This is a genomic window from Streptomyces bambusae, assembly GCF_019400985.1.
Taxonomy (GTDB): Bacteria; Actinomycetota; Actinomycetes; order Streptomycetales; family Streptomycetaceae; genus Streptomyces; species Streptomyces bambusae_A.
In genome coordinates, this window is sequence record NZ_WTFF01000141.1 from 1 (window position 1) to 18,944 (window position 18,944).

Annotated in this window: 20 protein-coding genes and 1 pseudogene; 8 read left to right on the forward strand and 13 right to left on the reverse strand. The window is 73.4% G+C overall.

What is annotated here, in order from left to right; translation table 11 throughout:
* A pseudogene (locus GPJ59_RS19980) lies at positions 1 to 450 on the reverse strand (hypothetical protein); the annotation flags it as partial.
* A 90-nt stretch (positions 451 to 540) separates the two neighbouring features.
* Positions 541 to 963 (reverse strand): MarR family winged helix-turn-helix transcriptional regulator, encoded by a 423-nt coding sequence (locus GPJ59_RS19985; protein ID WP_219668583.1) that lies wholly within the window; start codon positions 961 to 963, stop codon positions 541 to 543.
* A 97-nt stretch (positions 964 to 1,060) separates the two neighbouring features.
* On the opposite strand from GPJ59_RS19985, the gene GPJ59_RS19990 reads away from it, so the two are divergent.
* From GPJ59_RS19990 to GPJ59_RS20000, 3 genes are all read left to right on the forward strand, one after another.
* Complete coding sequence (locus GPJ59_RS19990) at positions 1,061 to 2,080, forward strand: NADP-dependent oxidoreductase (RefSeq protein WP_219668584.1); 1,020 nt, start codon at positions 1,061 to 1,063, stop codon at positions 2,078 to 2,080.
* A gap of 64 nt (positions 2,081 to 2,144) precedes the next feature.
* Entirely contained in the window at positions 2,145 to 2,567 is a 423-nt protein-coding gene (locus tag GPJ59_RS19995; protein WP_219668585.1) for an organic hydroperoxide resistance protein, read from the forward strand.
* Positions 2,568 to 2,645: 78 nt separating this feature from the next.
* Positions 2,646 to 3,581 (forward strand): EI24 domain-containing protein, encoded by a 936-nt coding sequence (locus GPJ59_RS20000; protein WP_219668586.1) that lies wholly within the window; start codon positions 2,646 to 2,648, stop codon positions 3,579 to 3,581.
* An 8-nt stretch (positions 3,582 to 3,589) separates the two neighbouring features.
* Here the strand turns inward: GPJ59_RS20000 and GPJ59_RS20005 are convergent, their stop codons facing one another.
* The 3 genes from GPJ59_RS20005 to GPJ59_RS20015 all read right to left on the reverse strand — a co-directional run bounded on the left by GPJ59_RS20005 (position 3,590) and on the right by GPJ59_RS20015 (position 5,885).
* Positions 3,590 to 4,309 carry a carbon-nitrogen hydrolase family protein gene (locus GPJ59_RS20005; RefSeq protein WP_219668587.1) on the reverse strand — a complete coding sequence of 240 codons (720 nt, stop codon included), beginning with the start codon at positions 4,307 to 4,309 and terminating at the stop codon, positions 3,590 to 3,592.
* 100 nt (positions 4,310 to 4,409) lie between these two features.
* Entirely contained in the window at positions 4,410 to 5,147 is a 738-nt protein-coding gene (locus GPJ59_RS20010; protein WP_219668588.1) for a dioxygenase family protein, read from the reverse strand.
* A 162-nt stretch (positions 5,148 to 5,309) separates the two neighbouring features.
* Positions 5,310 to 5,885, reverse strand: coding sequence for a TetR/AcrR family transcriptional regulator (locus tag GPJ59_RS20015; RefSeq protein WP_219668589.1), 576 nt, complete (start codon positions 5,883 to 5,885; stop codon positions 5,310 to 5,312).
* A 130-nt stretch (positions 5,886 to 6,015) separates the two neighbouring features.
* Here GPJ59_RS20015 and GPJ59_RS20020 point away from each other — a divergent pair, with 130 nt between their 5' ends.
* Entirely contained in the window at positions 6,016 to 8,574 is a 2,559-nt protein-coding gene (locus GPJ59_RS20020) for a glycoside hydrolase family 3 protein (RefSeq protein ID WP_219668590.1), read from the forward strand.
* A gap of 117 nt (positions 8,575 to 8,691) precedes the next feature.
* On the opposite strand, the gene GPJ59_RS20025 is transcribed toward GPJ59_RS20020, so the two are convergent.
* On the reverse strand, positions 8,692 to 9,606 hold the full coding sequence (locus GPJ59_RS20025) for an SGNH/GDSL hydrolase family protein (protein ID WP_219668591.1): 915 nt from the start codon (positions 9,604 to 9,606) through the stop codon (positions 8,692 to 8,694).
* Positions 9,607 to 9,857: 251 nt separating this feature from the next.
* On the opposite strand from GPJ59_RS20025, the gene GPJ59_RS20030 reads away from it, so the two are divergent.
* The gene (locus tag GPJ59_RS20030) at positions 9,858 to 10,352 is read left to right on the forward strand and encodes a DUF3145 domain-containing protein (protein WP_219668592.1); all 495 of its coding nucleotides are present in this window, start codon (positions 9,858 to 9,860) and stop codon (positions 10,350 to 10,352) included.
* A gap of 72 nt (positions 10,353 to 10,424) precedes the next feature.
* Here GPJ59_RS20030 and fabF read toward each other — a convergent pair whose 3' ends face one another.
* The 5 genes from fabF to GPJ59_RS20055 all read right to left on the reverse strand — a co-directional run bounded on the left by fabF (position 10,425) and on the right by GPJ59_RS20055 (position 15,329).
* A complete protein-coding gene (gene fabF / locus GPJ59_RS20035) occupies positions 10,425 to 11,690 on the reverse strand; it encodes a beta-ketoacyl-ACP synthase II (RefSeq protein ID WP_219668593.1) in 1,266 nt (421 codons plus the stop codon).
* Between the two features lie 78 nt (positions 11,691 to 11,768).
* Entirely contained in the window at positions 11,769 to 12,017 is a 249-nt protein-coding gene (locus GPJ59_RS20040; protein WP_219668594.1) for an acyl carrier protein, read from the reverse strand.
* Positions 12,018 to 12,095: 78 nt separating this feature from the next.
* Entirely contained in the window at positions 12,096 to 13,100 is a 1,005-nt protein-coding gene (locus tag GPJ59_RS20045; RefSeq protein WP_219668595.1) for a ketoacyl-ACP synthase III, read from the reverse strand.
* A gap of 19 nt (positions 13,101 to 13,119) precedes the next feature.
* Positions 13,120 to 14,031, reverse strand: coding sequence for an ACP S-malonyltransferase (locus GPJ59_RS20050; RefSeq protein ID WP_219668596.1), 912 nt, complete (start codon positions 14,029 to 14,031; stop codon positions 13,120 to 13,122).
* A gap of 89 nt (positions 14,032 to 14,120) precedes the next feature.
* Complete coding sequence (locus tag GPJ59_RS20055) at positions 14,121 to 15,329, reverse strand: PucR family transcriptional regulator (RefSeq protein WP_219668597.1); 1,209 nt, start codon at positions 15,327 to 15,329, stop codon at positions 14,121 to 14,123.
* 59 nt (positions 15,330 to 15,388) lie between these two features.
* Here GPJ59_RS20055 and GPJ59_RS20060 point away from each other — a divergent pair, with 59 nt between their 5' ends.
* Positions 15,389 to 16,051, forward strand: a complete 663-nt coding sequence (locus tag GPJ59_RS20060; protein ID WP_219668598.1) for a pirin family protein — start codon at positions 15,389 to 15,391, stop codon at positions 16,049 to 16,051.
* Here the strand turns inward: GPJ59_RS20060 and GPJ59_RS20065 are convergent, their stop codons facing one another.
* On the reverse strand, positions 16,052 to 16,879 hold the full coding sequence (locus GPJ59_RS20065) for a serine hydrolase domain-containing protein (RefSeq protein ID WP_219668602.1): 828 nt from the start codon (positions 16,877 to 16,879) through the stop codon (positions 16,052 to 16,054).
* Between the two features lie 70 nt (positions 16,880 to 16,949).
* On the opposite strand from GPJ59_RS20065, the gene GPJ59_RS20070 reads away from it, so the two are divergent.
* Together GPJ59_RS20070 and GPJ59_RS20075 are read left to right on the forward strand one after the other, a co-directional pair.
* The gene (locus tag GPJ59_RS20070) at positions 16,950 to 17,342 is read left to right on the forward strand and encodes a MerR family transcriptional regulator (protein ID WP_258024649.1); all 393 of its coding nucleotides are present in this window, start codon (positions 16,950 to 16,952) and stop codon (positions 17,340 to 17,342) included.
* Positions 17,342 to 18,358 (forward strand): aldo/keto reductase, encoded by a 1,017-nt coding sequence (locus GPJ59_RS20075; protein WP_219668599.1) that lies wholly within the window; start codon positions 17,342 to 17,344, stop codon positions 18,356 to 18,358. The genes GPJ59_RS20070 and GPJ59_RS20075 overlap by 1 nt, the downstream gene beginning before the upstream one ends.
* A gap of 57 nt (positions 18,359 to 18,415) precedes the next feature.
* Here the strand turns inward: GPJ59_RS20075 and GPJ59_RS20080 are convergent.
* Positions 18,416 to 18,944 (reverse strand): DUF4429 domain-containing protein (locus GPJ59_RS20080; protein ID WP_219668600.1); only part of this gene is annotated, 529 nt, incomplete at its 5' end.

Consider the following 18,944-nt stretch of genomic DNA (forward strand, 5'->3'; position numbering starts at 1 on the left):
GGCCATGACCGCGGGGCTCGGGCTGCTGGTCGCGGCCCTGGGCTCGTTCGCCGTGGCCCGGCTGACCGCCGACGGTCCGGCGGCCACCGACCGGGCGTCCAACGTGGTCCTCACCGACGACTCCGTGCCGGACGCGGCGCAGCCCACCGCCCCGGCGGGCGTCACGACGGCGAAGCCCACGCTCGGCCAGGCGCCGAAGGCCTCGGGCAGGCCCACGGGCACCCCGGTGAAGGGGGTCGACGCGACCCGCTCGCCGGGCGCGTCGGCGCCGGCCGCGACCGCGAGCCCGTCGCAGAGCGGTACGCCGGGCGATCCCGGGCCGTCGGGGTCCGGTGCGCCGACGTCGGGCCCCTCGGGGTCGGGTGCCCCGCAGCCCGGGAATCCGGCGCCCACGTCGCCGAGGCCGAGCTCCAGCCCCGCGCCGCCGAAGCCGTGCGGGTTCTTCGGCACGCTCTTCGGGGTGTGCTGATCGGCCCCTGAGGGCACCGGCCCGCAGGGCCGGGCGTGCAGGGCCGTTCGCGAGGCCTCGGCTCGGTGGGCTCAGCCCAGCATCCGCCGCAGCAGGTCCCGCAGCACCGTCCGCTCGACGTCGGACAGCCCCGCCAGCGGCTCCCGCGCGAAGTCCAGCGACTCGCGCAGCCGGTCGGCGGTCGTCAGTCCCTCCTCCGTGGCGGCGGCCAGCTTCACCCGGCGGTCGGCCGGGTCCGGCCTGCGCTCGACCAGGCCGCGGCCTTCCAGCCGGTCCACGATGCCGGTGATGTTGGACGGCTCGCACTTCAGCTTCTGTGCGATGCGGCGCATCGGTGTCGGTTCCGCGGCCAGCAGGCCCAGGACGCGGGCCTGGGCGCCGGTGAGCTGGTGGCTCGCGGCGGCCTGCTCGTACTCCTGGTGGTAGCGGGCCACGACGTCGCCGATGAGTTCGACGACCTCAAGGGTCAGGGGGTCGGTGCGACGACTGGGCATGGATCCAGCGTACCCACATGCTTGACAACATGAAATATCCAGCTGCATGGTTGTTTCAGTTCCTGAAGTAATTCTTCCCTCTCCCCGGAGCATCGCCATGTCCGTTATCCCCGCCGTCAGCCGCGAGTGGCACCTGGTCCGCCGTCCCCAGGGCTGGCCCGTCGCCGAGGACTTCGCCCTGCGCGAGGTGCCGGTCACCGCCCCCGCCCCCGGCCGGATCCTCGTACGCAACCTCCACATGTCCGTGGACCCGTACATGCGCGGCCGGATGAACGACGTGAAGTCCTACGTCCCGCCCTTCAAGCTGGACCACCCGATGGACGGCGGCGCGGTCGGCGAGGTCGTCGCCTCCGCGGCCGAGGGCTTCGCCGTCGGCGACCACGTGCTGCACGGGCTGGGCTGGCGCGAGTACGCCGATGTGGACGCGGTCCACGCCACCAAGGTCGACGGCTCGATCGCGCCGCTCTCCGCCTACCTGGGCGTGCTCGGCATGCCGGGCCTGACCGCGTACGCCGGCCTCTTCGAGACCGCCTCCTTCAAGGAGGGCGACGCCGTCTTCGTCTCCGGTGCCGCCGGCGCGGTCGGCAGCCTCGTCGGCCAGTTCGCGAAGATCAAGGGCGCCTCCCGGGTCATCGGCTCGGCCGGCTCCGACGAGAAGACCACGCTCCTGACCGGGAAGTACGGCTTCGACGCCGCCTTCAACTACAAGGCCGCGCCGGTCGCCGAGCAGCTGAAGGAGGCCGCCCCCGACGGCATCGACGTCTACTTCGACAACGTCGGCGGGGACCACCTCGAAGCCGCCATCGGCGCCCTCAACGTCCACGGCCGCGCCACCCTGTGCGGGGCCATCGCCCAGTACAACGACACCGAGCCGGCCCCCGGCCCGCGCAACCTCGTCGCAGTCATCGGCAAGCGGCTCCGGCTCCAGGGCATCCTCGTCGCCGACCACTACGGCATCCAGGACCGCTTCGTCTCCGACGTGGCCGGCTGGCTCCGCTCGGGCGAGCTGCACTACGACGAGACGGTGGTCGAGGGCGTCGAGAACGCCACCGAGGCCTTCCTCGGCCTGCTGCGCGGCGACAACACCGGAAAGATGATCGTTTCCTTCACCGGCTAGGCTCTCCCCACACCGTCACGACCGTGGGCGCGAGTCGGGGCGACTACCAGGAGGAATCCTTTCCATGTCCATCCAGCAGTCCGACGTGCTCTACACCGCCGTGGCCACCGCCGAGAACGGCCGTGACGGCCGCGTCGCCACCGACGACGGCCGGCTCGACGTCGTCGTGAACCCGCCCAAGGCGCTCGGCGGCAACGGTGCCGGCACCAACCCGGAGCAGCTGTTCGCCGCCGGCTACAGCGCCTGCTTCCAGGGCGCCCTCGGTGTCGTCGCCCGCAACGAGAACGCCGACATCTCCGGCTCCACGGTCACCGCCGAGGTCGGCATCGGCAAGAACGACGAGGGCTTCGGCCTGATCGTCAAGATCTCCGCCGTGATCCCGAACGTGGACGCCGCCAAGGCCAAGGAGCTCATCGAGAAGGCCCACCAGGTCTGCCCGTACTCCAAGGCCACCGCCGGCAACATCACGGTCGAGCTCGCCGTCTGACCGGCTCGCACCTGACGCAGGCCGCACCCCGGACCAGGGGTGCGGCCTGCGTCGTACCGCCCCTCTAAGCTGTGCGCCATGGGAGATCTTGGGCGGGGATTCGGCCATCTGCTGGCCGGACAGCGATGGGTGATGCGGCGCGGCCGCTGGTTCGGTTTCGGCCTGCTGCCGGGACTGGTGTCACTGGTGCTCTACGCCGGCGCGCTGATCGGGCTCGGCTACGGCGCGGACGACCTGGTGGCCTGGACCACCCCGTTCGCCGACGACTGGACGTCGCCGTGGCAGGGGCTGTTCCGCGGCTTCCTGACCGCGCTGGTGTTCGGCCTCGGCCTGTTCCTCGCGGTGATCAGCTTCACCGCCGTGACGCTGCTGATCGGCGAGCCCTTCTACGAGTCCCTCTCGGAGGAGGTCGACCGCAGCGAGGGCGGTGAGGTGCCCGAGTCCGGGCTCTCCCTCGCCAAGGAGCTGTGGATCTCCGCCCGGGACAGCCTGCGACTGCTGGGTCGCGTGCTGGTCTACGGCATCCTGCTCTTCGCCCTCGGGTTCGTCCCGGTGGTCGGCCAGACCGTGGTCCCCGTGATCGGCTTCTGCGTCTCCGGCTACTTCCTCACCCTGGAGCTCACCGGGGTCGCCCTCCAGCGCCGCCGGATGGAGCTGCCGCAGCGGCTCGCGCTGCAGCGCTCGCACCGCGCGATGGCGCTGGGCTTCGGCGTCCCGCTGGTGCTTGCCTTCCTGGTGCCGCTGGTGGCCGTCTTCCTGATGCCGGGCGCGGTCGCGGGCGCCACCCTGATGGTCCGCGAGCTGACCGGGGCCGACACCGAATCCGACACCGACACCGACCCCGGCTCGGACCCGGCCGCGTACCCCGCCCCGACCGCGTACCCGGCCCCCGGCCAGGCCCCCGCCGCCCCGCAGCACCCGGCGAACCCGTACGCCTCCGGCGGGACCACGCCGCCCCCGGCGCCGGTCTTCGGCCCGCCCCCGTCCTCCTACCAGGACCCGTACCGGCAGTAGGGAGCCCCTTACCGACCCGCCGGGGCGACGTCCGCGACCGCCACCGACGGGGTGCGGTCGTCCGCCTCGGCCAGCAGGGCGCCGCCCGGCGCCCACACCGCGGCGCCGCCGCAGCCGGTCCAGGGGCCCGCCGGGCCCACGTGGTTGGCGAGGACGACGTACATGCCGTGGTCGCGGGCGATGCCGGGGTAGGTCGTGGCCCGCTCCCGCATCCCGCCACCGGTGCCGTGCAAGGAGCTGGCCAGGTGCACCCGGCAGCCGTCGGCGGCGCCGCGCCCGGCCAGGTCGGGGAAGTGGTTGTCGTAGCAGACGGCCAGGCAGAAGCGCAGGCCCCCGAGTTCGAACCGGCCGTCCTCGCCGCCTGCCCCGAAGTGGTCGGCCTCCTGCCCGTAGAGGTGCTGCTTGGCGTACGCCGTCAGCGGCGCGCCGGCCGCGTCGAAGACCAGCGAGGCGATCAGGGGCCGGGGGCCGGCGGTGCGCAGGGCGACGTTCACGACGGTGGCGATCCCGCTCGACCGGATCGGGTCCAGCCGCGGGTCGTCCGCGTCCGTCCACAGCCCCGGATCGCCGGCCAGGGTGTCGAGCTCGTACCCGGTGAGGGCGAGCTCGGGGAACACCACCAGCTCCGCCCCCTCCTGCCGGGCCCGCTCGGCGAGGGACGCGGCCCGGGCGACGTTGGCGGGTATGTCGGCGGGGACACAGGTCATCTGTGCTGCGGCGATCTTCATGGCGTCAGGATGCCAGGCCTTCGGCTACCGACCGGGGCAGCGCCCGGAAGGCCACGACGGCGGGGGTGGGGGAGCGGCCCGGATCAGGTGATGCCGATGATCAGGTGATGCCGATGACGTACGACGCGCGGTAGCCGGAGTCGCCGTCCGGGGCGGGGTTCAGGGTCATCGCCGGGCCGAAGTCGCGGTAGCGGCTGTCGCGGCCGTTGGGCCGCTCGGGGGCGGTCCGCCCGGAGTAGGGCTCGCCGGCGTAGATCTCCCGCAGCAGCTTCTCCGGGAAGTAGAGCTGGGACGCGGTCTCGCTCCGGGTGTCGGGGCGGACCTTGAAGTGGATGTGCGGGGCGAGCCCCGCGTACCACCCGGGCACGATGGTCCGGAAGGTGACCTTGCCCGCCCGGTCCGTGACCTGCGTGCCGCGCAGGTACGTGGCGCCGCCGAGCGAGTACTCGCCCGAGGCGTCGGCCTGCCAGACGTCCACGGGGACGCCGCCGAGCGGCCGGCAGCCCGCCGAGACCCGGACGACGGTCAGGTCCAGCAGCAGCGCCACCCCCTCCCGGTCCTCGACGATGTCCGAGCGGGCCTTGTCCAGGTCCACGTAGTACGGGCCGGTGCCGGCCTCGGGGGTCAGGACACAGCCCGGGCTCACGGCACCCGAGGCCGACGCCGACGCCGAGGCGGACGGCGCGGCCGACGCGGCGGCGGCCGCCTGCTGCCGGGCTGCCCCGACGTCCTCGGCCGGGGCGGAGCAGGCCGCGGCCAGCGCGCCGAACCCGGCCGTACCGGCGGCCAGCAGGAGCGTACGGCGGCGGGGCCGGGGCGTGGCGTCGTCGGTCGTCATGCGCACCTCTCACGTGTGCTCACGGGGGCCGTCGTACGCCGCGTACGCCGACAGCCGCGTACGCCGCCCACCGTGCCCCACCCCGGCGGCGGGGCCCGCGACCGACACACCCGCCGCCCCTGCTGTCCCCGGGGTGGCGGTAGGACCGCAGCACGACGGGCCTTACGCCTGGCCGCCGTGCAGCAGGGTCAGGAAGGCGCGGAAGGCCGCCGGCATGTCCACGGTCTCCGGGGCGAGCAGCCACTGGTACTGCAGGCCGTCCATCACCGCCGTCAGCAGCGGGGCCGCCGCCTCCGGGGTGAGGCCCGAGGGCAGGCGGTCGCCGAACTCCGCGCGCAGCACGGCCGCCATCTCCGCGCGGACCTGCTCGTAGCGCTCGGTGAAGAACTCCCGGGCCGGATGACCCTCCGTCACGCTCTCGCCCAGCAGCGCCGAGAAGGTCTGCACGATCCCCGGCCGCATCGCGTTGTAGTCCACCAGCGAGGCCAGCAGGTCCAGCCGCCACGGCCCGGCCGACGTGTGCGAGCCGCCGCCGGTGTCCCACCGGTCGCGCTCCTCCAGTACCGCGACGAGCAGCGCCTCCTTGGTGGGGAAGTAGTGCAGCAGGCCCTGCTGGGTGAGGCCGACCCGCTCGGCGACCGCGCCCAGGGAGGCGCCCCGGTACCCGCGCTCGGCGATCACCTCGACCGCGGCCTGGAGGATCTCCGCCCGCCGCGCCTCGCTCCTCGCCCTGGCCATCGCCCCGCCGGCCCCTTCCGTTCGCCCCGTGCCCCCGCCAGCAGGACCGTACGCCATGCCGCCGCCCCACGAAGAGGGTGCATCACGAAGAGATAACAAGTCCTACTGTTCTACAGGTACCGGGTCCACGATGGGGGCCACCGCACCCACCCCGCACCCACCCGCACCGGAACCAGGAGGCACGGCCGTGGCAGCCGACGACGCCCTCACCCCCGAGCAGGCACGCGAGCAGGCACGTGAACAGGCACAGGAGCAGGCACAGGAGCAGGCCCGCACCGACGCGGTCGAGGCCGCGCTCGGCAAGCTGGACCTCGACACCAAGGCCCGGCTGCTGGCCGGCCGGGGCATGTGGTCCCTGCCCGCCGTCCCCGCGATCGGACTCGGCTCCCTGGTGATGTCGGACGGCCCGATCGGGGTCCGCGGGGTGCGCTGGAGCGCCGACGACCCGTCCGTCGCACTCCCCTCGCCGACCGCGCTCGCCGCCTCCTGGGACCCGGCCCTCGCCCGCCGCGCGGGCCGGCTGCTGGCCCAGGAGGCACGGCGCAAGGGCGTGCACCTGCTGCTCGCCCCGACCGTCAACCTGCACCGCTCGCCGCTGGGAGGCCGGCACTTCGAGTGCTACTCGGAGGATCCCTACCTCACCGGCGTGATCGGCACCGGCTACGTCCAAGGCGTCCAGGACGGCGGAGTGGGCACCACGGTCAAGCACTTCGTGGGCAACGACGCCGAGACCGAGCGCTTCACCGTGGACAGCGCCATCGCCCCGCGCCCGCTGCGCGAGCTGTACCTGGCGCCCTTCGAGGCCGTCGTCGCGAACGCCCGCCCCTGGGGCATCATGACCGCGTACAACCAGGTCAACGGCACCACCATGACCGAGCACCGCCACCTGGTGGAGGAGGTGCTGCGCGGTGAGTGGGGCTTCGACGGCTGCAACGTCTCCGACTGGACGGCCGCCCGGTCCACCACCGGCGCCGTCGAGGGCGGCCTGGACATCGCCATGCCGGGCCCGCAGACCGTCTACGGCCCCGCGCTCGCCGAGGCCGTGCGCGCCGGGCACGTCGCCGAGTCGGCCGTCGACGGGGCCGTACGCAACGTGCTCCGCCTCGCCGCCCGCGTCGGCCTGCTGGAGGGGGCCCCGCCCGTGGTCGCCGAGCCGCCGGACGAGCTCGACGGACAGGCCCTGGCCCGCGAGCTCGCCACCCGCGGCTTCGTCCTCGCGCGCAACGCCGGCGGCGCCCTCCCGCTGGACGCCTCGCCGGGCCGGACCCTCGCCCTGATCGGCGCGGCCGCCCGGGACGCCCGCATCCTCGGCGGCGGCTCCGCCACGGTCTTCCCCGAGCGGGTCGTCGCGCCGCTCGACGGCCTCGCCGCCGCCCTGCCGCCGGGCTCCCTGACGTACGCCGTGGGCGCCGAGCCCAGCGGGGAACTCGCGCCCGCCGGACAGGGGTTCGAGCTGCGGGCCGTGTGCCGCGACGCCTCCGGCGCCGTCATCGGCACCGGCAGCCTGCCGTCCGGCCAGGTCCAGTGGATCGGGGACGACCTGCCGGCCGGCGTCACGTACGCCGCGCTGGCGAGCGTCGAGGTCACGGGCACCTTCACCCCGCGCGAGGACGGCGAACACGCCTTCGGCACCCGGGGGCTGGGTGCCTTCACCCTCGCCGTCGACGGTCAGGTCGTCTGGGAGGGCGTCCAGGAGATGGGCGGGGAGGACGATCCCTTCGAGGCCTTCTTCGGCGCCCCCAGCGAGCGCGGGCGGGTCGCCCTGGCCGCGGGCCGGCCGGTCGAGGTCTCGCTGACCCTCCAGGTACCCGACATGACGGGCCGGCCGATCGAGGCGGTGGCGTTCTCACTGCTGCACCTGCCCCCGCGGCGGGACCCGGACGAGCTGATCGCCGAGGCCGTGGCCGCAGCCCGGGCCGCCGAGGTGGCCGTGGTGGTCGTGGCCACCACGGAGCGGGTCGAGTCCGAGGGCTTCGACCGCACGGACCTGGCCCTGCCGGGCCGGCAGGACGACCTGGTGCGGGCGGTGGCAGCCGCCAACCCGAACACCGTCGTCGTGGTCAACGCCGGCGCGCCGGTCGAGCTGCCCTGGCGGGAGGAGGTCGCCGCGGTCCTGCTGAGCTGGTTCCCGGGCCAGGAGGGCGGGGCGGCGCTGGCCGACGTACTCCTCGGGGCCGCGGAGCCCGGCGGGCGGCTGCCCACGACCTGGCCCGCCGTGCTCGCCGACGCGCCGGTCACCGAGGTGGTCCCCGCCGACGGGCGACTGGAGTACCGCGAGGGCCTCTTCATCGGCTACCGGGCCTACGAGAAGCACGGCGTCACGCCGGCCTTCCCCTTCGGCCACGGCCTCGGGTACACCGATTGGGCGTACGAGTACCTGGAGGCCGGCGAGGGCGCCGTACGGGTCCGGGTGCGCAACACCGGGACGCGGCGCGGCCGCGAGGTCGTCCAGGTGTACCTGGCGCCGGTCGCGGACACCGCCTCGCGCCCCGCCGCCTGGCTGGCCGGCTTCGCCGCGGTGGAGGCGGGCCCCGGCGAGAGCGTCGAGGCCGAGATCGCCCTGCCGGCCCGGGCCTTCGAGGTCTGGGACGAGGACGGCGGCGGCTGGCGGCGGATCGGCGGCGCCTACGAGGTCCGCGCGAGCCGCTCGTACGCCGATACGCGGCTGACGGCGACCCTGCACCTCTGAGGAGCCTCCGAGAAGACCTCGGACGACCGCTGAGTGGCCGAAAATCACCCCTGAACCGGACCGGGGACGGCATCTGAGGCCCCGTCCCCGCTCCGCCCGTCGCCGACCCGCCCGCCGCTACGCCGGCGGTGCGGGCGAGGTCACCTGGCGGTGTGCCAGCTCCGCGAGGCGCGCCTGTCCGTCCTTGCCCGGGTGGAACCAGTCCCACCGGCTCAACTGCTGGGCCGTGAACGGGTACTGGAACACCGCCCCGCCGTCGTAGCGGCACAGCGCGTCCTTCGCGCAGACCTCGCGCAGCGCCTCGTTGTACGCGACCACCCGCTCCCGTACCTGCCCGCGCCGGGCCGCCGCCCCGGGCGCCACCGAATCGGGCTCCGCCAGCATGGACTGACAGATACCCAGCTTCCAGATCTGCCGGCCGACCGGGCTCTCCTTGCCCTGCTCCCACAGCCGCTGGAGGTCCGGCACGCTGGAGACGTACACCTGCGACTTCGGCGAGGCCGCGCGCAGGCCCGCGAGCGCCTGCTCGAAGCCGGTGCGGAAGTCCTCGACCGGGGTCATCGCCGAAGCGGTGGGCCGGCAGGCGTCGTTCGAGCCGACCATCACCGTGACCAGGTCCGGCCGGTGCTGCGCCGCCGACGCCAGCTGCGCCGGCAGGTCCGCCATCCGGGAGCCGGTCACGGCGTAGTTCCAGCTGCTGCCGCCGCCCGCCGCCTGCGCCTCACCGAGCAGCCGGCTGGCCAGGGAGCGCACCTCGGGATCGGTGCCGGTGGCCCAGGACGCCTCGGGGCAGTCCGCGAGAACCGAACAGGCATCGAAACCACGGGTGATGGAGTCACCCACAGCGGCGATGGAGCCCGGGGAGGTGTTCCAGCGGGGAGCGGGGCGTGCGGCGGCCTGCCCGCCGTCCTCCCCGCCGGCCCCCGATCCGCCGCCGGAACATCCCGTCGCGCCTCCGACCAGCACAACTGCCGCCGCGCTCACGCCCGCGAGGGCGCGGCGCGCACGACGGCGCGGAGCGGTGGTGCGCATCGGCCGGTTCCCTCCCTCGTCGCCCGCCGTCCACCGGGGGCGTCCTGCTGAGTGAATGCTCCGTGATTACGGGCCTCGGAGCGACCGTACGTCACACCAGGACCCCCGGCGCACGGTAGCTTTTCCCCGTGGCGTTTCGGCCGCAGGCCTCGTGGCGCATTGTCAGATCTTTTCCGGTAAATTACGTCACGTCACATAGTGTCCGTTTTCAGGAGTTTCATTCCCGACCTCGTCCCATACTGGAGGTCCCGGTGACGACACGTGGAGTTCTGTACGTGCACTCCGCACCGCGCGCGCTCTGCCCGCATGTCGAGTGGGCGGTCGCGGGCGTGCTCGGGGTGCGGGTGAACCTCGACTGGATCAGGCAGCCCGCCTCCCCGGGCACCTGGAGAGCCGAATTCTCCTGGCAGGCCGAGGCGGGCACCGCCTCCAAGCTGGCCTCGGCGCTGCGCGGCTGGCACCTGCTGCGCTTCGAGGTCACCGCCGAACCCTGTGCCACGGCCGAGGGCGAGCGCTACAGCTCCACCCCGGACCTGGGCATCTTCCACGCCGTCACCGGCATGCACGGCGACATCCTGGTCCCCGAGGACCGGCTGCGGGCGGCGCTGGCCCGCTCGGCCCGCGGCGAGACCGACCTGGAGGCCGAGATCGCCCGGCTGCTGGGCAAGCCCTGGGACGACGAGCTGGAGCCCTTCCGCTACGCGGGCGAGGGCGCCCCGGTCCGCTGGCTCCACCAGGTGGTCTAACGCCCCACCCACGCAAGAGGCCCACCCGGCGGATCCGGGTGGGCCTCTTGCGTCAGCTGGGCTCAGAGGGGCTCAGATACTGCGGAACGCCAGGGTGACGTTGTGGCCGCCGAAGCCGAACGAGTTGTTGATCGCGGCGATCGTGCCCTCGGCGGGCAGCGCGCGCGGCCCGCCGACGACGATGTCGGCGTCGATGTCGTCGTCCAGCTCGTCCACGTTGATGGTCGGCGGAGCCGTCCGGTGGTAGAGCGCCAGCACGGTCGCGACGGTCTCGACACCGCCGGCGCCGCCCAGCAGGTGACCGGTCATCGACTTGGTCGCGGAGATCGCCACGTGGTCCAGGTCGTCGCCCAGGACCTTGCGCAGCGCCTTCAGCTCCGCGGTGTCACCCTGCGGGGTCGACGTCGCGTGCGCGTTGAGGTGGACCACCTCGGCCGGCTTCAGACCGGTGTTGTCCAGCAGGTTCTGCACGGCGGCCGCGACACCGCGGCCGGTCGGCTCGGGCTGCGCGATGTGGTGGGAGTCGGCCGACAGGCCCTGGCCCAGCACCTCGCAGTAGACCCGGGCGCCGCGCGCGGCGGCGTGCTCCGCGGACTCCAGGACCACGACACCGGCGCCCTCGCCGAGCACGAAGCCGTCACGGGCCTTGTCGTACGGGCGGGAGGCCTTCTCGGGCTCGTCGTTGTTCTTGGACATCGCCATCATGTTGGCGAACGCGGCGATCGGCAGCGGGTGGATCGCCGCCTCCGTGCCGCCGGCGACGACGACGTCGGCGCGGCCGGTGCGGATCATCTCCACGGCGTAGCCGATGGCCTCGGCGCCCGAGGCGCACGCGCTGACCGGGGTGTGCACGCCCGCCTGGGCGTTCACCTCCAGGCCGACGTTGGCCGACGGGCCGTTCGGCATGAGCATGGGGACGGTGTGCGGGGAGACCCGGCGCACACCCTTGTCCTTGAGGACGTCGTACTGGTCGAGCAGGGTGGTGACACCGCCGATGCCGGAGGCGATCACGGTGCCCAGGCGCTCGGGCGCGATGGTGGAGTCCTCACCGGCCGGGGCCGTGTAGCCGGCGTCGGCCCAGGCCTCGCGGGCGGCGATCAGCGCGAACTGCGCCGAGCGGTCCAGCTTGCGGGCCAGCGGCCGGGGCAGGACCTCACCGGGGTCCACGGCGGCCAGGGCGGCGATACGGACCGGCAGTTCGGCGAAGCGCTCGCCCTCCAGGGGCTTGACTCCGGAACGACCGGCGAGCAGACCTTCCCAGGTCGAAGCGCTGTCGCCACCCAGCGGAGTGGTTGCGCCGATACCGGTGACGACCACGGTGCGATTGGTCGGGCTCACAGGAATTCTTTCTCCACGATTCGAGGGTGCGAAATTTTCACGGCGCCACCGCCGGGTGGCGACAAACGCTCGTCAGTCTCAGGCCTGGTGCTTGAGGATGTAGGCCGCGGCGTCGCCGACCGTCTTGAGGTTCTTGACGTCCTCGTCGGGGATCTTGACGTCGAAGCGCTCCTCGGCGGCGACGACGACCTCGACCATGGACAGCGAGTCGACGTCCAGGTCGTCGGTGAACGACTTGCCCTCCTCGACGTCCTCGGCCGGGATGCCGGCGATCTCGTTCACGATCTCCGCGAGACCCTCGATGATCTCGTCCTGGGTGGCGGCCATGTCGGCGCTCCTTCTGTAGCTAACTGGTGGATCAGGGTGGTGCAGGGTGGTGCAGGGAAGGGATGTGGATCCCGGGCCCTAGGGGAGGGTAACGACCGTCGCGGCGTAGACGAGTCCCGCCCCGAAGCCGATGACGAGCGCGGTGTCGCCGCTCTTCGCCGCTCCGGTCGCCAGGAGCCGCTCCATGGCGAGCGGGATCGAGGCGGCCGAGGTGTTGCCGGTGGTTTCCACGTCGCGGGCGACCGTGACGTGCTCCGGCAGCTTCAGAGTCTTCACCATCGAGTCGATGATCCGCATGTTGGCCTGGTGCGGGATGAAGACGTCCAGGTCGGCCGCGGTGATCCCGGCGGCGTCCAGCGCCTGCTGGGCCACCTTGGCCATCTCGAAGACGGCCCAGCGGAAGACCGCCTGGCCCTCCTGCGTGATGGCGGGGAACTTCTCGCCGGCCTCCTTGCCGAGGTACTGGTCCCACGGCACGGTCTGCTTGATGGTCTCGGCCTTGTCGCCCTCGGACCCCCACACGGTGGGGCCGATGGCCGGCTCGGCCGAGGGGCCGACGACCGCGGCGCCGGCGCCGTCGCCGAACAGGAAGGCCGTCGCGCGGTCCTCCAGGTCGGTCAGGTCCGAGAGCCGCTCGACGCCGATGACGAGGACGTACTCCGCCGAGCCCTCGACGATCATGCCCTTGGCCAGCGTCAGGCCGTAGCCGAAGCCCGCGCAGCCGGCCGAGATGTCGAACGCGGCCGGCTTGACCGCGCCGATCCGGTCGGCGATCTCGGTCGCGACGGCAGGGGTCTGCTTGAAGTGCGAGACCGTCGAGACGATCACGGCACCGATCTGCTCGGGGGAGATCCCGGCGGCGGCCAGCGCCTTGCCGGAGGCCTCCACCGACATCGCGGCCACGGTCTCCTCCGGGGAGGCCCAGTGACGGGTGGCGATGCCGGACCGGGAGCGGATCCACTCGTCGGACGAGTCGATCGTCTCCAGGATCACCTCGTTGGGTACGACGCGGGTCGGGCGGTAGCCGCCGACGCCGAGGATGCGCGCGTACGGGGAGCCCTTGGCAGGCTTGATCTTCGACATGCTGTGTGGGCTCCTTCTCTCAGCCTGCGTGCTCGGCGAGGAGCGCCGCGGCCTTCTCGAGATCGTCCGGGGTCTTCAGTGCCACCGACGGAACCCCCTTCAGGGCCCGCTTGGCAAGTCCGGTGAGCGTGCCGCCGGGGCACAGCTCGACGATCCCGGTGACACCGAGCTCGGCGAAGGTCTCCATGCACAGGTCCCAGCGGACCGGGTTGGCGACCTGGCCGACCAGGCGGGCGACGACGTCGGCACCCGAGGTGACGGCCCGGCCGTCCTTGTTCGACACGTAGACCGGCGTCGGGTCGGCGGGGGAGAGCGCCTGCGCGGCGGCCTCCAGCGTGGCGACGGCCGGTGCCATGTGGTGCGTGTGGAAGGCGCCCGCGACCTTGAGGGACACCACCTTCATCGAGCCCTCGGGCTTCTCGGCCTCCAGCGCGGCCAGCTGCTCCATGGTGCCCGCGGCCACGATCTGGCCCGCGCCGTTGATGTTGGCGGGGGTCAGGCCCAGTTTCTCCAGGTGCGCGACGACGACGTCGCGGTCCCCGCCGAGCACCGCGGACATGCCGGTCTCGGTGACGGCGGCCGCCTCGGCCATGGCACGCCCGCGGGTGCGGACGAAGGACAGCGCCTCGGCCTCGGACAGCACGCCGGCGTACGCGGCGGCGGTGATCTCACCGACGCTGTGCCCGGCCACGGCACCGAAACCGGTGCCCAGCGCGGAGGCCGACAGCAGGCCCGCGGCCACCAGCAGCGGCTGGGCCACCGCGGTGTCGCGGATCTCGTCCGCGTCGGCCTTCGTGCCGTAGTGGGCGAGGTCGAGCTCGATGGCGTCCGACCACGCGGCGACGCGTTCGGCGGCGCCGGGGAGATCGAGCCAGGGGGTCAGGAAGCCGGGCGTCTGGGCGCCTTGGCCGGGAGCGACGAGTACGAGCACCCTCACACTCTCTCTTGTGTTCGGTCCACGCCGCCCGTGGGGACAGGGACGAAGAACCGTCGGGGTAATTGTTGATGTCCGACAAAAGTCTAGGACTGCTGATCGCCGTCGGCCAGACGCCCCAGAATCAGGGCGATCCGCAGGGTGAACGCCGAGCGGACATCGGACGGCGACCATCCGGTGACGTCGGTCACACGTCGGAGCCGGTACCGCACGGTGTTCGGATGCACGAACAGCATGCGAGCTGCGCCTTCGAGGCTGCTCGCCTGCTCCAGGTAGACACTCAGCGTCTCCAGCAGCGCCGACCCGGCTTCTTCGAGCGGTCTGTAGATCTCCTCCACCAACTGCTCGCGGGCCGAAGGGTCGGAGGCGATGGCGCGCTCCGGCAGCAGATCGTCCGCGAGGACCGGCCGCGGGGCGTCCTGCCAGGCCGAGCACGCTTTCAGGCCGGCCGCGGCGGCCTGCGCGGAACGGGTCGCCGCCATCAGGTCCGGCACCACCGGACCGGCCACCACCGGGCCCGCCGCGAACGGCCCGATCAGGGACTTCGCGACCTGGAGCGGATTGTCGCTGCCGCCCGCGATCACCACGAGCCGGTCGCCGAGCACCCCGGTCAGCACCTGGAGCTTGGCGTGCCGGGCGGCCCGCCGGATCGCCTCGACCGTCAGCTCGCTGTCCCCCTCGGGGGCGGTGCCGAGCACCACGCACACGTGCTCCGGCGAGTTCCAGCCCAGCGCCGCGGCCCGCGACAGCGCGCCCTCGTCGGCCTCGCCGGACAGCACCGCGTTGACGACCAGCGACTCCAGCCGGGCGTCCCACGCGCCCCGGGCCTCCGCGGCCTGGGCGTACACCTGGGCGGTGGCGAAGGCGATCTCCCGGGCGTAGACGAGCAGCGCCTCCCGCAGGATCGACTCGTCGCCGGGGGCCGCCACCTCCTCGATGGCCGTCTCCATGACCTCGATGGTCGTACGGACCATCTCCACGGTCTGGCGCAGGGTGATGGCCCGGGTCAGCTCGCGCGGGGCCGTGCCGAAGACGTCGGTGGAGATCGCCTGCGGGGTCTCGGGGTGCCGGAACCATTCGGTGAACGCGGCGATACCGGCCTGGGCGACGAGGCCGATCCAGGACCGGTTCTCCGGGGGCATCGCCCGGTACCACGGCAGGGTCTCGTCCATCCGGGCGATCGCGTTCGCGGCGAGTCGGCCGGACGATTTCTCCAGCCGGCGCAGGGTCGCCGCATGCGGATGGGCCGGATGCACGGCATGCGCGGGGGGAAGCTCACGTTCGGGTTCGGGCACGGGACAAGACTGCCTTATCCGGACGCCTCCTCCGAGCCCCGGGGTCTACGGTGGCCTTCATGATTGATGTACGCCGTGCCGCCGACCGGTATCCGGGCGGGGACGAGAGCGCCGGGATCAGCACCCGGCACGCCTTCTCCTTCGGCAGCTTCTACGACCCCGACAACCTGCGCTTCGGCCCCCTGGTGGCCTGCAACGAGGAGCGCCTCGCCCCGGGCGCCGGGTTCGAGGAGCACCGGCACAGCAACACCGAGATCGTCACCTGGGTGGTGGAGGGCGAGCTGACGCACAAGGACACCACCGGCACCGCCACCGTGGTGCGGGCCGGCGACCTCCAGCGGTTCAGCTCCGGTGCCGGCGCGCGCCACGTGGAGCGCAACGACGGCGCCGAGCCGCTGCGCTTCGTCCAGATGTGGCTGGTCCCGCGCGAGCCGGGCGGCGAGCCCTCGTACGAGCGGGTGCCGCAGCTCGTGGACGGCACCGCCTACGCCGTCCCGGCCGCCGGCGCCGTCCTCCACGTGCTCCGCCCGGGCTCCGGCGAACGGATCGCCGTACCGGCCGCGCCGCGGGTCTACCTGCACGTGGTGCGCGGTGACCTGCGGCTGGACGGGGTGGAGCTCGGGCCCGGGGACGCGGCGCGGATCACCGGCGAGGACGGCCTGGAGATCGTCGCCGGCTCCCCGGGCGAACTGCTGCTGTGGGAGCTGGCCGAGGACGTCTGATCAGACCTGGGGGCGGGCGGCGAGTTCGGCGAGGACCGCGTCGGTGAACGCGGGCCAGGCCTCGACCGCCCACGGGCCGAAGGCCCGGTCGGTCAGCGCCACGCAGGCGGCGCGGGCGTCGGGGTCCACCCACAGGAACGTGCCGGACTGCCCGAAGTGGCCGAAGGTGCGCGGGGAGGACGCGGCTCCCGTCCAGTGCGGGGACTTGCCGTCGCGGATCTCCAGGCCCAGCCCCCAGTCGTTGGGCGACTGGTGGCCGTAGCCGGGCAGCACCCCCTTCAGGCCCGGGTGGACGACCGAGGTGGCCTCGGCGACCGTGCGGATGTCGAGCAGCCGAGGCGCCTGGAGCTCGGCGGCGAACCGCACCAGGTCGGTGACGGTGGAGACGCCGTCCTTGGCGGGCGAGCCCTCCAGGGTCGTCGCGGTCATGCCCAGCGGCTCGAAGACGGCCTGGTGCAGGTACTCGGCGAACGGGATGCCGGTGGCCTTGGCGATGTGGTCGCCGAGCACCTCGAAACCGGCGTTGGAGTACAGCCGGCGCTGCCCGGGCGGGGCCATCTGCCGGTGCTCGTCGAAGGCGAGGCCGCTGGTGTGCGCGAGCAGGTGGCGCACCGTGGACCCCTCCGGCCCGGCCGGCTCGTCGAGCTCGATCGCCCCCTCCTCGTACGCGACGAGCGCGGCGTACGCGGCCAGCGGCTTGGTGACCGAGGCCAGCGGGAAGCGGTGCCCCACCGGCCCGTGGGCACCGGCGACCGTGCCGTCCGCGCGTACGACGGCGGCCGCGGCGGTCGGTACCGGCCAGCTCTCGACGACCGACAGGCTTTCCATGCGTCCCAGGCTCTCCATGCGGCCGAGCCTACTTGCTTGGAGTGCACTCAAGGGTTCTAGCGTGGTCGTCATGAGCCTGACGGAGACGCGCCTGGCGGAGACCCGGTACACGATCAGCGAGGTCGAGGCCCGGACCGGCCTGTCCCAGCACACCCTGCGCTGGTACGAGCGGATCGGCCTGATGCCCCACGTGGACCGGTCGCACTCCGGGCAGCGCCGGTTCAGCGACAAGGACCTCGACTGGCTGTCCTTCGTGGGCAAGCTGCGCGCCACCGGGATGTCGGTGGCGGACATGGTCCGCTACGCGGAACTGCTCCGCGAGGGCGACCACACCTTCGACGAACGTCGGGAGCTGCTGGAGCGCACGCGCGAGGACGTCAAGGCACGTCTCGCGGAGCTGGCGGACGCGCTCCAGGTCCTCGACTACAAGATCGGTTTCTACGGCGGGAAGGCACGACCCTGATGGACGACGTGAAGATCGCACAGGCGGAACTGGGCACGGGCGGGCCGCTGGTCGGCATACAGGGACTCGGCTGCATGGGCATGAGCGAGTTCTACGGCGACACGGACGAGGCCGCGGCACGCGACACCCTGGACGCGGCGCTGGCGGCGGGCGTCACCCTCTTCGACACCGCGGACGTCTACGGGCGCGGCCGCAACGAGGAGTTCCTGGCCCCGTTCGTGGCCGCGCACCGGGAGGAGATCACCCTCGCCACGAAGTTCGCCATCGAGCGCAACGACGACCCGCACTACCGGGGCGTCCGCAACGACCGGGCGTACGTGCGCCGGTCCGTGGAGGACAGCCTGCGCCGGCTCGGCGTCGACGTGATCGACCTCTACTACATGCACCGGCGCGACCCGGCGGTGCCGCTGGCCGAGTCGGTCGGGGCGATGGCCGAGCTGGTGGCGGAGGGCAAGGTCCGCCACCTGGGACTGAGCGAGGTGACGGGCGCGGAGCTGCGCGAGGCGCACGCCGTCCACCCGATCGCGGCGCTGCAGTCGGAGTGGTCGCTGTTCAGCCGGGACGTCGAGCGCAGCGCGGTCGGCGCGGCCGCGGAGCTCGGGGTGGCGTTCGTGCCGTACTCGCCGCTCGGCCGGGGCTTCCTGACCGGCGCGTTCGCGGACGCCGCGGCAGACCTGACGGAGAATGACTTCCGGCGTCACCAGCCGCGGTTCACCGGGGACAACGCCCGCACCAACGCGGCGCTGCTGGCCCCGGTCAAGGAGATCGCCGTGGCGCGCGGCGCGACGCCCGCCCAGATCGCCCTGGCCTGGGTCCACCAGCGGGCGGAGGCGCACGGGCTGACCGTGGTGCCGATCCCGGGCACCCGCCGGCCCGGCCGGCTCGCGGAGAACGTGGCGGCGGCCGGCATCACCCTCACCGAGGCCGAACTGGCCGCGCTGGAGCCGATCGCGGACCGGGTCGCGGGCGACCGCTACCCGGACATGACCTTCACGTCGGCGTCCCGCGAGGTCTGAGCCCTGGCAGGCCCGGCGCCGGCGGGTGGCCGGCCGGCGGGTGGTCCGGCCCGGTGCTCACGCCTCCGTGGCGAAGCGGTCGCGCAGGGCGGCGTACTCGGCGTCCGTCAGCAGGCCCGCGCCGTGCAGTTCGCCCAGGTGCCGCATCCGGTCCGAGGGCTCGGCCACCGCGGCCACGGGCGTGCGCGTGCGCAGCGCGTACAGCACGGCCGCCGCGAACGGCAGCGACTCGTGCACCGCGCCGTGCCCGAGGGCGAACAGGACGGCCGCCGGGTCCTGGTCCGGCGGCGGAGGCACGGCGTCCGGGGCCGTCCCGCGCAGCCGGAGCCGCAGGTGGCCGCCGGGCGCCTCGGGCGAGTGCCACTCGACGCCCCGCAGGTCGGACAGCGGGTAATGCCGGTCCCCGGTCTTCCACTTGGTGCTGGAGGCCCCGGTCCGCGACCAGCGCAGGCTCACCTCGCGGCCGTCGAACGACGCCCGCGCGTCGGCGGCCTTCAGCTGGAGCGGGGGCTCGGGCACCTCCACCAGGAAGCGCTCCGCGGGCCCGGCCGCGGGCCCGGCGACGGCCGCCCGCAGCGCCTCGGCC

Excerpts from the sequence above, each read along its gene's own strand:
- GPJ59_RS19985 (WP_219668583.1), bottom strand. The coding sequence starts at position 963 with ATGCCCAGTCGTCGCACCGACCCCCTGACCCTTGAGGTCGTCGAACTC.
- GPJ59_RS19990 (WP_219668584.1), top strand. The coding sequence starts at position 1,061 with ATGTCCGTTATCCCCGCCGTCAGCCGCGAGTGGCACCTGGTCCGCCGT.
- GPJ59_RS19995 (WP_219668585.1), top strand. The coding sequence starts at position 2,145 with ATGTCCATCCAGCAGTCCGACGTGCTCTACACCGCCGTGGCCACCGCC.
- GPJ59_RS20000 (WP_219668586.1), top strand. The coding sequence starts at position 2,646 with ATGGGAGATCTTGGGCGGGGATTCGGCCATCTGCTGGCCGGACAGCGA.
- GPJ59_RS20005 (WP_219668587.1), bottom strand. The coding sequence starts at position 4,309 with ATGAAGATCGCCGCAGCACAGATGACCTGTGTCCCCGCCGACATACCC.
- GPJ59_RS20010 (WP_219668588.1), bottom strand. The coding sequence starts at position 5,147 with ATGACGACCGACGACGCCACGCCCCGGCCCCGCCGCCGTACGCTCCTG.
- GPJ59_RS20015 (WP_219668589.1), bottom strand. The coding sequence starts at position 5,885 with ATGGCCAGGGCGAGGAGCGAGGCGCGGCGGGCGGAGATCCTCCAGGCC.
- GPJ59_RS20020 (WP_219668590.1), top strand. The coding sequence starts at position 6,016 with ATGGGGGCCACCGCACCCACCCCGCACCCACCCGCACCGGAACCAGGA.
- GPJ59_RS20025 (WP_219668591.1), bottom strand. The coding sequence starts at position 9,606 with ATGCGCACCACCGCTCCGCGCCGTCGTGCGCGCCGCGCCCTCGCGGGC.
- GPJ59_RS20040 (WP_219668594.1), bottom strand. The coding sequence starts at position 12,017 with ATGGCCGCCACCCAGGACGAGATCATCGAGGGTCTCGCGGAGATCGTG.
- GPJ59_RS20045 (WP_219668595.1), bottom strand. The coding sequence starts at position 13,100 with ATGTCGAAGATCAAGCCTGCCAAGGGCTCCCCGTACGCGCGCATCCTC.
- GPJ59_RS20060 (WP_219668598.1), top strand. The coding sequence starts at position 15,389 with ATGATTGATGTACGCCGTGCCGCCGACCGGTATCCGGGCGGGGACGAG.
- GPJ59_RS20065 (WP_219668602.1), bottom strand. The coding sequence starts at position 16,879 with ATGGAAAGCCTGTCGGTCGTCGAGAGCTGGCCGGTACCGACCGCCGCG.
- GPJ59_RS20070 (WP_258024649.1), top strand. The coding sequence starts at position 16,950 with ATGAGCCTGACGGAGACGCGCCTGGCGGAGACCCGGTACACGATCAGC.
- GPJ59_RS20075 (WP_219668599.1), top strand. The coding sequence starts at position 17,342 with ATGGACGACGTGAAGATCGCACAGGCGGAACTGGGCACGGGCGGGCCG.